The 12,203-nt window shown below is 64.0% G+C and carries 13 protein-coding genes; 7 read left to right on the top strand and 6 right to left on the bottom strand.

The annotated features are described in order from the left end of the window. Positions 1-69 precede the first annotated feature (69 nt). Genes CAG44_RS14605 through CAG44_RS14585 form a run of 5 tightly spaced genes read left to right on the top strand, consistent with a single transcriptional unit; the run spans position 70 to position 4,167 of the window. Positions 70-876, top strand: a complete 807-nt coding sequence (locus CAG44_RS14605) for an alkaline phosphatase family protein (RefSeq protein WP_085601816.1) — start codon at positions 70-72, stop codon at positions 874-876. Further along, complete coding sequence (locus tag CAG44_RS14600) at positions 873-1,724, top strand: ABC transporter permease subunit (RefSeq protein ID WP_046616725.1); 852 nt, start codon at positions 873-875, stop codon at positions 1,722-1,724. Before CAG44_RS14605 ends, CAG44_RS14600 begins: the two co-directional genes overlap by 4 nt. Further along, complete coding sequence (locus CAG44_RS14595) at positions 1,714-2,508, top strand: ABC transporter permease (protein WP_013971414.1); 795 nt, start codon at positions 1,714-1,716, stop codon at positions 2,506-2,508. Before CAG44_RS14600 ends, CAG44_RS14595 begins: the two co-directional genes overlap by 11 nt. Before the next feature lies 1 nt (position 2,509). Then, on the top strand, positions 2,510-3,499 hold the full coding sequence (locus CAG44_RS14590) for an ABC transporter ATP-binding protein (RefSeq protein WP_085692395.1): 990 nt from the start codon (positions 2,510-2,512) through the stop codon (positions 3,497-3,499). Positions 3,500-3,513: 14 nt separating this feature from the next. Then, positions 3,514-4,167, top strand: coding sequence for an HAD family phosphatase (locus tag CAG44_RS14585; RefSeq protein ID WP_085692394.1), 654 nt, complete (start codon positions 3,514-3,516; stop codon positions 4,165-4,167). A gap of 113 nt (positions 4,168-4,280) precedes the next feature. Here the strand turns inward: CAG44_RS14585 and CAG44_RS14580 are convergent, their stop codons facing one another. After that, entirely contained in the window at positions 4,281-5,243 is a 963-nt protein-coding gene (locus tag CAG44_RS14580) for an NAD(P)H-quinone oxidoreductase (protein WP_085692393.1), read from the bottom strand. Positions 5,244-5,386: 143 nt separating this feature from the next. On the opposite strand from CAG44_RS14580, the gene CAG44_RS14575 reads away from it, so the two are divergent. Beyond that, positions 5,387-7,468: a carboxy terminal-processing peptidase gene (locus tag CAG44_RS14575; RefSeq protein WP_025338057.1), complete on the top strand. Its 2,082-nt coding sequence runs from the start codon at positions 5,387-5,389 to the stop codon at positions 7,466-7,468. Between the two features lie 118 nt (positions 7,469-7,586). Further along, a complete protein-coding gene (locus CAG44_RS14570) occupies positions 7,587-8,555 on the top strand; it encodes an EAL domain-containing protein (protein WP_085589918.1) in 969 nt (322 codons plus the stop codon). Between the two features lie 60 nt (positions 8,556-8,615). Here the strand turns inward: CAG44_RS14570 and CAG44_RS14565 are convergent, their stop codons facing one another. The 5 genes from CAG44_RS14565 to pcaQ form a co-directional block, all read right to left on the bottom strand. Further along, positions 8,616-8,984, bottom strand: a complete 369-nt coding sequence (locus tag CAG44_RS14565) for a hypothetical protein (protein ID WP_013971408.1) — start codon at positions 8,982-8,984, stop codon at positions 8,616-8,618. Beyond that, entirely contained in the window at positions 8,981-9,319 is a 339-nt protein-coding gene (locus tag CAG44_RS14560; RefSeq protein ID WP_085692392.1) for a helix-turn-helix transcriptional regulator, read from the bottom strand. The genes CAG44_RS14565 and CAG44_RS14560 overlap by 4 nt, the downstream gene beginning before the upstream one ends. A 111-nt stretch (positions 9,320-9,430) precedes the next feature. Next, positions 9,431-9,871, bottom strand: coding sequence for a YkvA family protein (locus tag CAG44_RS14555; RefSeq protein WP_085692391.1), 441 nt, complete (start codon positions 9,869-9,871; stop codon positions 9,431-9,433). A gap of 293 nt (positions 9,872-10,164) precedes the next feature. Next, complete coding sequence (locus tag CAG44_RS14550; protein ID WP_003257347.1) at positions 10,165-10,929, bottom strand: FKBP-type peptidyl-prolyl cis-trans isomerase; 765 nt, start codon at positions 10,927-10,929, stop codon at positions 10,165-10,167. A 334-nt stretch (positions 10,930-11,263) separates the two neighbouring features. After that, positions 11,264-12,196, bottom strand: a complete 933-nt coding sequence (pcaQ, locus tag CAG44_RS14545; RefSeq protein WP_085692390.1) for a pca operon transcription factor PcaQ — start codon at positions 12,194-12,196, stop codon at positions 11,264-11,266. Positions 12,197-12,203: the final 7 nt, after the last annotated feature.

Below are 12,203 nucleotides of genomic sequence, written 5' to 3'. Positions count from 1 at the left end.
TCCTGTGGTAGACCTGTGGGAGCTGGCTTGCCGGCGATGAAGGCAACGCGGTTTATGACTGGAGCCACCATGCAACACAACGTCATCCTGGTCCTGCTCGACGGCCTCAACTATCAGGTCGCCCACCACGCCATGGGCCACCTGCACGCCTACGTCGAGGCCGACCGTGCCGCGCTGTACCGCGTGGAATGCGAACTGCCGTCGCTGTCGCGGCCGCTGTACGAGTGCATCCTCACCGGTGTGCCGCCGATCGACAGCGGCATCGTGCACAACAACGTCAACCGCCTGTCCAACCAGCGCAGCGTGTTCCACTACGCCCGCGAGGCCAACCTGGGCACTGCGGCGGCGGCCTATCACTGGATGAGCGAACTGTACAACCGCTCGCCCTTCGACCCGCAGCGTGACCGCCATACCCACGCACCGAAACTGCCGATCCAGCACGGGCTGTTCTACTGGGACGACCGTTACCCCGATTCGCACCTGCTGGCCGATGGCGAATACCTGCGCCGCCGCCACGCCCCCAACTTCCTGCTGGTGCACCCGATGAGCATCGACGATGTCGGCCACCATCACGGCCTGGACAGCAGCCAGTACCGCAACGCCGCGCGCAGCGCCGACATTCTGCTGGCCGACTACCTGCCAGGCTGGCTCGAAGAGGGCTACCAGGTACTGGTCACCGCCGACCACGGCATGAACAACGACCGCTCGCACAATGGCCTGCTGACCGAGGAGCGCGAAGTGCCACTGTTCGTCTTCGGCGATGCCTTCAGCCTCGACCCAGCGGCCAAACCGCTGCAGACCGAGCTGTGCGGGACCATCTGCGAGCTGCTCGGCGCAGCGCATGACAAGAGCGTCTGCCGGGAGCTGCTGAAGTGACCACACCCAAGAGCAGCAGCGCCCGTGGCCGCTACCTGGCCCTGCTCTGCCTGCTACCGTTCGCCGTGTTCTTCGTCATCTTCCAGATCGCCCCGCTGGCCTGGGTGGCGATCAACAGCCTGCAATCGGAAGCGGGTTGGGGCGTGGACAACTTCAGCAAGGTATTCGCCTCGAAGTTCTACCTGCAGGCGCTGCAACGCAGCCTGGAGATCAGCTTCTGGTCGAGCCTGTTCGGCATCGTCATCGCCACCCTCGGCGCCTACTCGCTGCGCCAGGTGGACTCGAAGCTGCGCGACTTCGTCAGCGCCTTCGCCAACATGACCAGCAACTTCGCCGGTGTGCCGCTGGCCTTCGCCTTCATCATCCTGCTCGGTTTCAACGGCGCGCTGACCCTGCTGCTGAAGCAGGTCGGCCTGCTGGAGGACTTCAGCATCTATTCCAAGAGCGGGCTGATCCTGGTGTACACCTACTTCCAGATCCCGCTTGGCGTGTTGCTGCTGTACCCCGCGTTCGACGCCCTGCGTGAAGACTGGCGCGAGTCGGCCGCGCTGCTGGGCGCCAACCACTGGCAATTCTGGCGGCACATCGGCCTGCCGGTGCTGACCCCGGCACTGCTGGGCACCTTCGTCATCCTGTTGGCCAACGCCCTCGGTGCCTATGCCACCGTGTACGCGCTGACCACCGGCAACTTCAACGTACTGCCGATCCGCATCGCCGGCCTGGTGGCCGGTGACATCAGCCTCGATCCCAACCTGGCCAGCGCCCTGGCGATGGTCCTGGTGGGGCTGATGACGCTGGTCACGGTGGTGCATCAATGGCTGCTGAAAAGGAGCTACCATGCGCGCTGACGCCCGTTCCGGCGGCTGGTACCACCGCGCCGTGGTCTACCTGCTGTTCCTCATCCTGCTGCTGCCGCTGGCCGGCACCCTGCTCTACTCGCTGGCCACCAGCTGGTCGGCCAGCCTGCTGCCCAGCGGCCTGACCTTCAAGTGGTACATCGCGCTGTGGAGCGAGCCGCGCTTCCTGGCTGCCTTCGGCCAGTCGCTGCTGGTGTGCGTGGGCGCGCTGCTGCTGTCGGTGGTGCTGATCCTGCCGCTGCTGTTCGTGGTGCACTACCACTTCCCCAGGCTCGACGCGCTGATGAACATCCTCATCCTGCTGCCGTTCGCGGTGCCGCCGGTGGTGTCGTCGGTGGGGCTGCTGCAGCTGTATGGCAGCGGGCCCATGGCCATGGTCGGCACGCCGTGGATCCTGATCGGCTGCTACTTCACCATTGCCCTGCCGTTCATGTACCGGGCCATCACCAACAACCTGCAGGCGATCAACCTGCGCGACCTGATGGACGCCGCCCAGCTGCTGGGCGCCAGCACCTGGCAGGCGGCGCTGCTGGTGGTGCTGCCGAACCTGCGCAAGGGCCTGATGGTGGCACTGCTGCTGTCGTTCTCGTTCCTGTTCGGCGAGTTCGTGTTCGCCAACCTGCTGGTCGGCACCCGCTACGAGACCCTGCAGGTGTACCTGAACAACATGCGCAACAGCAGCGGCCACTTCAACAGCGCGCTGGTGATCTCATACTTCGCCTTCGTGCTGGTACTGACCTGGGTCGCCAACCGCCTGAACAAGGACAAGACCTGACATGAGCTTCGTCAGCGTACAGAAACTGCAAAAAAGCTACGCCGGCAGCCCGGTGTTCGAGAACATCGACTGCCGTATCGAACGCGGCGAGTTCGTTACCCTGCTTGGCCCGTCCGGTTGCGGCAAGTCCACGCTGCTGCGCTGCATCGCCGGGCTCACCCCGGTGGACAGCGGGCAAATCCTGCTCGACGGCCAGGACATCGTGCCGCTGAGCCCGCAAAAGCGCGGTATCGGCATGGTGTTCCAGAGCTATGCGCTGTTCCCCAACATGACCGTGGAGCAGAACGTCGCCTTCGGCCTGCGCATGCAGAAGGTCAAGGCCGACGAAAGCCAGGCCCGGGTACGCGAGGCGCTGGAGCTGGTGGAGCTGGGCAACTTCGCCGGGCGCTACCCGCACCAGTTGTCCGGCGGCCAGTGCCAGCGCGTGGCCCTGGCCCGTTCGCTGGTCACCCGCCCGCGCCTGCTGCTGCTCGACGAGCCGCTGTCGGCGCTGGATGCGCGCATCCGCAAGCACCTGCGCGAGCAGATCCGCGCCATCCAGCGCGAGCTGGGGCTGACCACCATCTTCGTCACCCACGACCAGGAAGAGGCGCTGACCATGTCCGACCGCATCTTCCTGATGAACCAGGGCCGCATCGTCCAGAGCGGCGATGCCGAAACCCTCTACACCGCGCCGGTGGACCTGTTTGCCGCCGGCTTCATCGGCAACTACAACCTGCTCGACGCCGACAGCGCCAGCCGCCTGCTGCAGCGCCCGGTGGCCAGCCGCCTGGCGATCCGCCCCGAGTCGATCACATTGGGCATCAACGGCGAAATGGACGCCGAAGTGCGCAGCCACAGCCTGCTGGGCAACGTGATCCGCTACCGGGTGCGGGTGCGCGAGGTGGAACTGGTGGTCGACGTGCTCAACCGCTCACCGTCCGACCTGCACGCGGACGGGCAACGGGTAAGCTTGTCGATCGACCCCACGGCGCTACGAGAAGTGGCCTAAGGAGAATCAACACCATGGCACTGGCAATTTTCGATCTGGACGAAACCCTGATCCACGGCGACTGCGCGTCGCTGTGGAGCGAGCAGATGGCCCGGCTGGGCTGGGTCGACGGCAAGGATTTCCTGCGCCGCGACCATGAGTTGATGGAAGCCTACGGCAGGGGCCACCTGCGGATGGAGGAGTACATGGCCTTCAGCCTGGAGCCGATTGCCGGGCGCACCCTGGAAGAGGTCGAGCACCTGGTGGCGCCATGGGTCGAAGAGGTGATCGAGCCGATCATCTACGGCGACGCCTGCCGCTGCATTGCCGAGCACCGCAAGCGCGGTGATCGCATCCTGATCATTTCGGCGTCGGGTACGCACCTGGTCGGGCCGATTGCGGCGCGGCTTGGGGTGGACGAATACCTGGCGATCGAACTGGAGGCGGTGAACGGGGTTTATACCGGCAAGACCCATGGGGTGCTGACCTATCGCGAAGGGAAGATCACGCGGTTGCTGGAGTGGCTGGACCAGGAGCAGGAGAACCTGGAGGGGGCGAGTTTCTATTCCGACTCGCGGAACGATTTGCCGCTGTTGTTGAAGGTGGATCATCCGCATGTGGTGAACCCGGATGCGGTGTTGCGGGAGCATGCCGAGATCAATGGCTGGCCGGTTCTGAGCTGGAGCTGAAGATTTGTGTGGGCCTCTTCGCGGGCACGCCCGCTCCCACAGGAGTCACCACAAACTTGAATATTGTGGAGTCCCTGTGGGAGCGGGCGTGCCCGCGAAAGGGCCAGGCCTGCTTACATCAGGCTAGGGTCTATCACCATCACCAGCTTGCCCGACACCTGGTTGGTCTCAAGCTCGGCATACGCCGCCTGGGCAAACTCCACCGGGTAGGTGTCCACCAACTGCGGCGACAGGCGCCCTTCGGCAAACAGCGGCCACACCTGCTGCTGCAACTCGCGCAGCAGTTCGGCCTTGAAGCCGTCATCGCGGTTGCGCAGCGTGGAACCGGTAATTTCCAGGCGCTTGCCCAGTACCTGTGCCAGGTCCAGCTCGAACTTGCGCCCGCCCATCAGGCCGATGATCACCCAGCGCCCGTCACGCGCCAGCAGCTTGAGGTTGAGCTCGCCGTAGCTGGCGCCCACCGGGTCGAGAATCACATCGAACGGGCCGAAACCTTCCAGCACCTCCAGGTTCTCGTTGCGTACTACACCGCCGGCGGCGCCCAGCGCCTCGCAGTAGGCCAGGCGGTCCTGCGAACCGACGCTGACCCACACCGGGCTGCCGAATGCCTTGCACAGCTGGATGGCGGCCGAACCAACGCCGCTGGCGCCAGCGTGCACCAGCACTTTCTCGCCGGCTTTAACGCCACCCAGCTGGAAGATGTTCAGCCAGGCAGTGGCATACACCTCCGGCAACGCCGCCGCCTCGTGCAGGCTCAGGCCTTCGGGCACCGGCAGCACGTGGCGGGCATCCACCACCACTTCCTCGGCCATGGCGCCGCTGGCCAGCAGCGCGCACACCCGGTCACCCACCCGCCAGTCGGCACCGGCACCCACTTCCTCGATCACCCCGGCGCACTCCAGGCCCATGTAAGGGCTGGCGCCTGGCGGTGGTGGATACAAACCTTTCATCTGCAGCAGATCGGCGCGGTTCAGCCCCGCTGCGGCCACGCGAATACGCACCTGGCCAGCGTCACAGGTCGGGCGCTGCGCCTCGACCCAAGCCACATGTCCGTCAACGCCTTGCAATGCCTTCACAGTGCCTCCATAGTTGAATCATATGACCGAGCCTGGGTGAGCATGTCCCAGGCTTTTTGCAGTATGCGCCCGGCTCCCATGGAACCGGCGAACGGAAAAGACGGCCTACTATGCGTGATCAATTGCCTCCACGTCGAATCAGCATGAAGCATTTCCTCCCAAGCACCGCCCTGGCCCTGATGATCGGCCTGGGCAGCCTCACGCTCGGCGGCAATGCGGCGGCCGCCAACAAGTGGGACAGCCTGCAGCCGGACCGCGACGAGATCGTCGCCAGCCTCAACGTGGTGGAATTGCTCAAGCGCCACCACTACAGCAAGCCGCCACTGGACGACGCCCGTTCGGCCATCATCTATGACAGCTACATCAAGCTGCTGGACCCGGCGCGCAGCTACTTCACCGCCGCCGACATCGCCGAATTCGACAAATGGAAAACGCAATTCGACGATTTCCTCAAGAGCGGTAACCTGGACCCGGGCTTCACCATCTACAAACGCTACCTGGACCGCGTCAAGCAACGCCTGGACTTCGCCCTGGCCGAGCTGAACAAGGGCGTGGACAAGATCGACTTCAACGCCAAGGAAACCTTGCTGATCGACCGCAAGGACGCCCCGTGGATGAAGGACCAGGCCGAGCTCGACGACTTGTGGCGCAAACGCGTCAAGGACGAAGTGCTGCGCCAGAAGATCGCCGGCAAGGAACCCAAGCAAATCCAGGAAACCCTGACCAAGCGCTACAAGAACCAACTGTCGCGCCTGGACCAGACCCGTGCCGAGGACATCTTCCAGGCCTACATCAACACCTTCGCCCAGTCCTACGACCCGCACACCAACTACCTGTCGCCGGACAACGCGGAAAACTTCGACATCAACATGAGCCTGTCGCTGGAAGGCATCGGCGCAGTGCTGCAAAGCGACAACGACCAGGTCAAGATCGTGCGCCTGGTGCCGGCTGGCCCGGCGGCCAAGACCAAGCAGGTGGCACCGGCCGACAAGATCATCGGCGTGGCCCAGGGCAACAAGGAAATGGTCGACGTGGTCGGCTGGCGCCTGGACGAAGTGGTCAAGCTGATCCGCGGCCCGAAAGGCTCGGTGGTGCGCCTGGAGATCATCCCGGCCAGCAACGCGCCTAGCGACCAGACCAGCAAGATCGTGTCGATCACCCGCGAGGCGGTGAAGCTCGAAGAGCAGGCAGCGAAGAAGTCGGTGCTCAAGCTCAAGCAGGACGGGCGTGACTACAAGCTGGGCATCATCGAGATCCCGGCCTTCTACCTCGACTTCAAGGCCTACCGCGCCGGTGACCCGGAGTACAAGAGCACCACGCGGGACGTGAAGAAGCTGCTCACCGAACTGCAGAAAGAAAAAGTCGACGGCGTGGTCATCGACCTGCGCAACAACGGCGGCGGCTCGCTGCAAGAAGCCACCGAGCTGACCAGCCTGTTCATCGAGAAAGGCCCGACCGTGCTGGTGCGCAACAGCGACGGCCGTGTCGACGTGCTGGAAGACGAAAACCCCGGTGCCTTCTACAAGGGCCCGCTGGCGCTGCTGGTCAACCGCCTGTCGGCCTCGGCTTCGGAGATCTTCGCCGGTGCCATGCAGGACTACCACCGTGCGCTGATCATCGGTGGCCAGACCTTCGGCAAAGGCACCGTGCAGACCATCCAGCCACTCAACCATGGCGAGCTGAAGCTAACCCTGGCCAAGTTCTACCGTGTTTCCGGGCAGAGCACCCAGCACCAGGGCGTGCTGCCGGACATCGACTACCCGTCGATCATCGACACCAAGGAAATCGGCGAAAGCGCCCTGCCCGAGGCCATGCCATGGGACACCATTCGCCCGGTGGTCAAGCCGGCGGCCGACCCGTTCAAGCCGTTCCTGGCCCAGCTCAAGGCGCAGCATGAAGCGCGCAGCGACAAGGACGCGGAGTTCACCTACATCCGCGACCGCCTGGCCCTGACCCAGAAGCTGATGAACGAGAAGACCGTCAGCCTCAACGAGCAGGACCGCCGTGCACGCCACGACGAAATCGAGGCCAAGCAGCTGGCGCTGGAGAACATCCGCCGCAAGGCCAAGGGTGAAGAGCCGCTGAAGGAGCTGAAGAAAGAGGACGAGGACGCGCTGCCGACCGAGGATGAAAACACCAAGCCGGAAGACGATGCCTATCTGTCGGAAACCGGTCGCATCCTGATCGACTACCTGAGTGCGAGCACCAAGGTGGCCAAGAAGTAAGGCACTGCGGCAATGATGGCAAATTAGTTTCACTTGTCATCAAACAGTCATCGCGCTGTCGTGAAATAGAGGGGCCGGGCGTGGAAACGCCCGGCCCTTTCATTTTCAGGAATACGTCATGACCGTCGCCGAACAGCTCAGTGCCTTGAGTGCCATCCTGGCTCAACGCAGCATCCACAGTCTGTTCCAGCCGATCATGTGCCTGAGCGAGCAACGGGTTTTCGGCCATGAAGCATTGAGCCGAGGGCCCTCCAACAGCCCGCTGCACGCACCGCTGAACCTGTTTACCATCGCCCGCCAGGCCGGCCGCCTGACCGAGCTGGAGGCTGCCTGCCGGGAAAGCGCCTGCCGGCGTTTCAGCGAACAGCAGCTGCAGGGCAAGCTGTTTCTCAACATCTCGCCGGAATCGCTGCTGGAGCCGCACTACCCCTCCGGGCAGACCCTGAAACTGCTCGAACAGGTCGGCCTGCCGCCCAGCCGGGTGGTGATCGAATTGACCGAACACACCCCGACCGACGACTTCCAGCTGCTGTCCAATGCCCTGCACCACTACCGGGACATGGGCTTCTCGATTGCCATCGACGATCTGGGGGCGGGTTATTCGAGCCTGCGCCTGTGGTCGGAGCTGCGCCCCGAATACGTGAAGATCGACCGACATTTCATCGACGGCATCCACCGCGACCCGCTCAAGCGTGAGTTCGTAGGTTCGATTTTGCAGATTGCTCGGGCGTCGAAGGCGCAGGTGATTGCCGAAGGCATCGAGCTGGCGGAAGAGCTGGCGGTGCTGGTGGAGATGGGCGTGGACCTGGTGCAGGGCTACCTGCTGGGGCGGCCGCAGGAGCTGGGAGCGCGCGAAAGCAGGCCGCTACCGGCGCTGATGAGCGTTCCGCAGGCCGAACAGCCGACGGTGCGGCTCAATGCGACGATTGGGCAGTTGCTGGAGCTGTTTGGCCGGCACCGGCACCTGGAGGTATTGGAGGTGGTAGATGCCGATGGCAGGGCTTGTGGATTGATCCACAGGGATGCGCTGCCTGTTATGGCCTCTTCGCGGGCATGCCCGCTCCCACAGGTTCATCACGGATCTTGAGCCTTGTGCTGTACCTGTGGGAGCGGGCGTGCCCGCGAAGAGGCCGGAACAGGTAACGCTTCAGGCCGTTTCGGGGTAGCTGTACTCGAACACCCTGACCACCTCGGAGGCATGCCATGAGGCCGCTTCCATGCCGTCGACCGGCCCGGAAAATCGGCCCAACCGTTCAACGCATTCAAAGAAGCCGGTACGCGGCAAACGGCTGGCACCCTGGCTGATCACCAGCGAGCTGCGCAATGGCTGCTCGGCGCGGGCATCCAGCACCGCCAGGTACTCAAGCGCGGCTGTCAGCGTCTGCATGGCCGGGCTGGGCAACTGCAAGCGCTCGATCAGCGCTCGATACGTCAGCAAGTGACGTTGACGACGGGCCAGGTCAAGCTCGCCCAGCAGGTTATCCCAGTGCTGACGGCTGATCCTGACCTGGCTCATGATGGCTCGCTCCAGCCAGCCACCCCCAGATGCCAGGCCAGGGCTCGGCGGATGGCAGCATCCGGCTGGCGTTCGCCCGATTCGATCATGGCCAGGTAAGCCGGGCTTACCCCGACATTGCGCGCCAGTTGCTCAGGGGCAATGCCCTTGGCCTGGCGAATCTGTGCCACTTCGCTGAAGGCCGGCAATGGCGCACTGGCTGCATCGCCCTGTGCTTCACTGGCAACCACCTCGGCGGGTGCCTGCCCTGCGGCCTTGAGCAGTGCCTGGTGCTGTTCCCAGGGAACGACGGCGTACTCGGGTTGACCGTCCCGGCTGATGACCTGAATACCCATTACAAACCCCTTTAAAAAGGATTACAGCATGTAATCCGTAGGCATAACCCTTATGCCAATTATATTACCAACTCTGGGGTCTGTGCAGTTGCGCTGCGGTTGCGGCCAGTTTCACTGCGTGTTGCGTTCCAACCGCAGCGCTTCGGGGGTGGCCGGCAGGCGCTCGACCACGCGCAGCCGCTCGGGCGCCTGGCTGTCGCGCCAGGCCTTGAAGCGCGCCAGTTCGTCAGCCACGGTCTTAAGCACCCAACCCAGTACCGCGATGTCGTCGAGGAAACCCACGCCCAGCAGCCAGTCGGGGATGGCGTCGATGGGGCTGACGAAATACAGCAGCCCGGCGACGATGGTGACCAGCGCCTTGGGGCTGATGGCGCGGTACTCGCCGCGCCACCAGGCAAGGCACAGCGACTGCAGCAGCTTCACGTCTTCACGCAACTGGCCGATGCGCGGGCCTTTGCGGGCTACCGCAAACAGCAAGGCCGGCAACCGGCCACAGCTGAGCAGGCGCTCGGCCAAGGGCAGGAAACGGGCGAAATTCCAGGGTGCGCTCATGGAGCCTCCAAGAGGAAAAGGTTATCCACATTTATTGTGGATAACCTTGTGAACAGGGCGACGTTTCCGACCCCAGGTGCCTGCCAGGCAAGGGCCCCGGTCAGATCGGGCGTTTTTTACACAGTCGTTTCACACCTTGGGTGCGTACGCCGCAAACGGTTTGCGTCAGAAGCATTCTGCTTCTTCACGCTGCATTTCCTCGGACAGTATCAGCAGTTGCAGGTTCGTCCAACTACCCGGCACAAACGAAAACGCCCCGTCAGGACGGGGCGTTTTGCGTGGGCCAGCCAGTGTTACTTGGCAGGCGCTTCGGCCGGGGCCTCGGCAGGAGCTTCCGCTTCCGGCTCGGCGCCTTGCAGCTGGGCCGGATCCTTGATGGCGATCAGTTCCAGGTCGAATACCAGTACCGAGTTGGCCGGGATCAGCGGGCTTGGGCTCTGCGCACCGTAGGCCAGTTCAGCCGGGATGAACAGCTTGTACTTCTCGCCGACGTGCATCAGCTGCAGGCCTTCGACCCAACCCGGGATCACGCCGCTGACCGGCAGGTCGATCGGGCTGCCGCGCTCGACGGAGCTGTCGAACACCTTGCCATCGATCAGCTTGCCTTCGTAGTGGACGGTGACCACGTCGGTCGCCTTGGGCTGCGGGCCGTCGGCCTTCTTGACCACTTCGTACTGCAGGCCCGAGGCAGTGGTGACCACGCCTGGCTTCTTGGCGTTTTCCTCGAGGAACTTCTTGCCGGCGGAGGCGGCTTCTTCGCTAGCCTTGGCCAGGCGCTCTTCGGCACGCTTCTGCAGCGCGGTGAAGGCCTCTACCAGCTCTTCGTCCTTGATGCGCTGTTCCTTCTTGCCAACGGCGTCTTCGATGCCGAGGGCGACTGCTTTCGAATCAAGGTCTTCCATGCCTTCCTGAGCCAGGCTCTTGCCCATGTTCAGGCCGATACCGTAGGAGGCTTTCTGTGCCGGAGTCTTCAGCTCGGGGCTGCTGGTCTGTTGATCACAGCCAGCCAGTACCAGGCCTACCAGGGCAACCGCAGCCGCCAAACGATGCTGTTTCATGCTATTTCCTTGTTCATGCGCCAAAAGGGCAATCAGGGTAAAGCCGCGAGCTTAGCAGGCGGCCATGACCAATGGCTACCGGCATAGGAGCCGGTTTTGGTAAGGAAGTTCAGTAGTTAAACGCTTATTCATCCAAGGATGTGCAGCCACTGGCCAGTATTGATCGGTTGCGGCGCCTTTGCCCGGTTTTGCGGGGAATTTATTTAGCTGAATGCTGAGAAGCCTGCACTGGCCCTATCGCCGGCAAGCCAGCTCCCACAGGTTGACCACAGGCCCCGAAGCAGGTGCTATCCCTGTGGGAGCTGGCTTGCCGGCGAAAGGGCCAAACCTGCGTTCAGGGGTAGCTGCCCTCTCGGTACTGCCCTGCCACCTCACGCAACACCTCGCATACCCACTGCCCAGGCAGGCTCTGCGGCAAGGCGGCATTGCGACAGATGCCGACCGAGCCGCCTGGCTCGCGCACACCCAGGTCGAGCTCGACCAGCTCGCCCCGGCGCAGGTCGAGCAACACCGCGTCGCGCGGCGCCACCCACACGGCATCGCTGCCCAGCAGGTAGCGCCGGCTCAGCGCCAGCGACAGGGTTTCCAGGCGCTGGGCGGGCATCTGGATGCCACATTGCACGAACAGGCTGTCGGCATGCTGGCGGATGGTGGTGCCTGCGGGCGGCAATACCAACGGGTAACGGCCCACCTGCGCCCGCTCCACCGGCGTGCCGGCCAGCAGCGGGTGGCCGGGCCGCACCACCAGGCTCATCGACTCGCTGTACAGGTGCTCGAACGACAGGCCCTGGATCTGCGGGCTGTCGGTCATGCGCCCGACCACCAGTTCCAGTTCGCCCAGGCGCAACTGGCCGAGCAGCTGCGCGCTGACCCCGGTGACCACACTGATCACCAGCGCCTCATGGCGCTGGTGCAGGCGGCACAGCACTTCGGGCATGAGCAGGCCTTCGACCGTGGACAACACACCGATGCGCACTTGCGACGGCGCCCGCGCTTCGCCACGCAGGCTGCTGACGCCATCGCGCAGGGCCTGCACGCTGGGCCCGGCATAGCGCATGAAACGCGTGCCGGCCGGGGTCAGCTCGACGCCCTGGCGGCTGCGCGCGAACAGGCGCGTTTCCAGCAGGTCCTCGAGCTCCTTGAGGGTCTTGGAGATGGCTGGCTGGCTGATTGCCAGGATGTCGGCAGCCCTGGCCAGGCTGCCCTGCCGGGCAATCTCCAGGAAGCACAGCAGGTGGCGGTACTTGATGCGGGTGTCGAGATTCATGTCGCCA

It is taken from the genome of Pseudomonas sp. B13(2017), assembly GCF_002113245.1.
Classification (GTDB): Bacteria; Pseudomonadota; Gammaproteobacteria; order Pseudomonadales; family Pseudomonadaceae; genus Aquipseudomonas; species Aquipseudomonas putida_Z.
This window is presented reverse-complemented; position numbering and strand designations above follow the sequence as displayed.

Bases quoted from the DNA above. Each gene is read 5' to 3' on its own strand.
- CAG44_RS14555 (WP_085692391.1), bottom strand. From the start codon at position 9,871: ATGAGCGCACCCTGGAATTTCGCCCGTTTCCTGCCCTTGGCCGAGCGC.
- CAG44_RS14570 (WP_085589918.1), top strand. From the start codon at position 7,587: ATGACCGTCGCCGAACAGCTCAGTGCCTTGAGTGCCATCCTGGCTCAA.
- CAG44_RS14585 (WP_085692394.1), top strand. From the start codon at position 3,514: ATGGCACTGGCAATTTTCGATCTGGACGAAACCCTGATCCACGGCGAC.
- CAG44_RS14590 (WP_085692395.1), top strand. From the start codon at position 2,510: ATGAGCTTCGTCAGCGTACAGAAACTGCAAAAAAGCTACGCCGGCAGC.
- CAG44_RS14560 (WP_085692392.1), bottom strand. From the start codon at position 9,319: ATGGGTATTCAGGTCATCAGCCGGGACGGTCAACCCGAGTACGCCGTC.
- CAG44_RS14565 (WP_013971408.1), bottom strand. From the start codon at position 8,984: ATGAGCCAGGTCAGGATCAGCCGTCAGCACTGGGATAACCTGCTGGGC.
- CAG44_RS14605 (WP_085601816.1), top strand. From the start codon at position 70: ATGCAACACAACGTCATCCTGGTCCTGCTCGACGGCCTCAACTATCAG.
- CAG44_RS14550 (WP_003257347.1), bottom strand. From the start codon at position 10,929: ATGAAACAGCATCGTTTGGCGGCTGCGGTTGCCCTGGTAGGCCTGGTA.
- CAG44_RS14575 (WP_025338057.1), top strand. From the start codon at position 5,387: ATGAAGCATTTCCTCCCAAGCACCGCCCTGGCCCTGATGATCGGCCTG.
- pcaQ (WP_085692390.1), bottom strand. From the start codon at position 12,196: ATGAATCTCGACACCCGCATCAAGTACCGCCACCTGCTGTGCTTCCTG.
- CAG44_RS14595 (WP_013971414.1), top strand. From the start codon at position 1,714: ATGCGCGCTGACGCCCGTTCCGGCGGCTGGTACCACCGCGCCGTGGTC.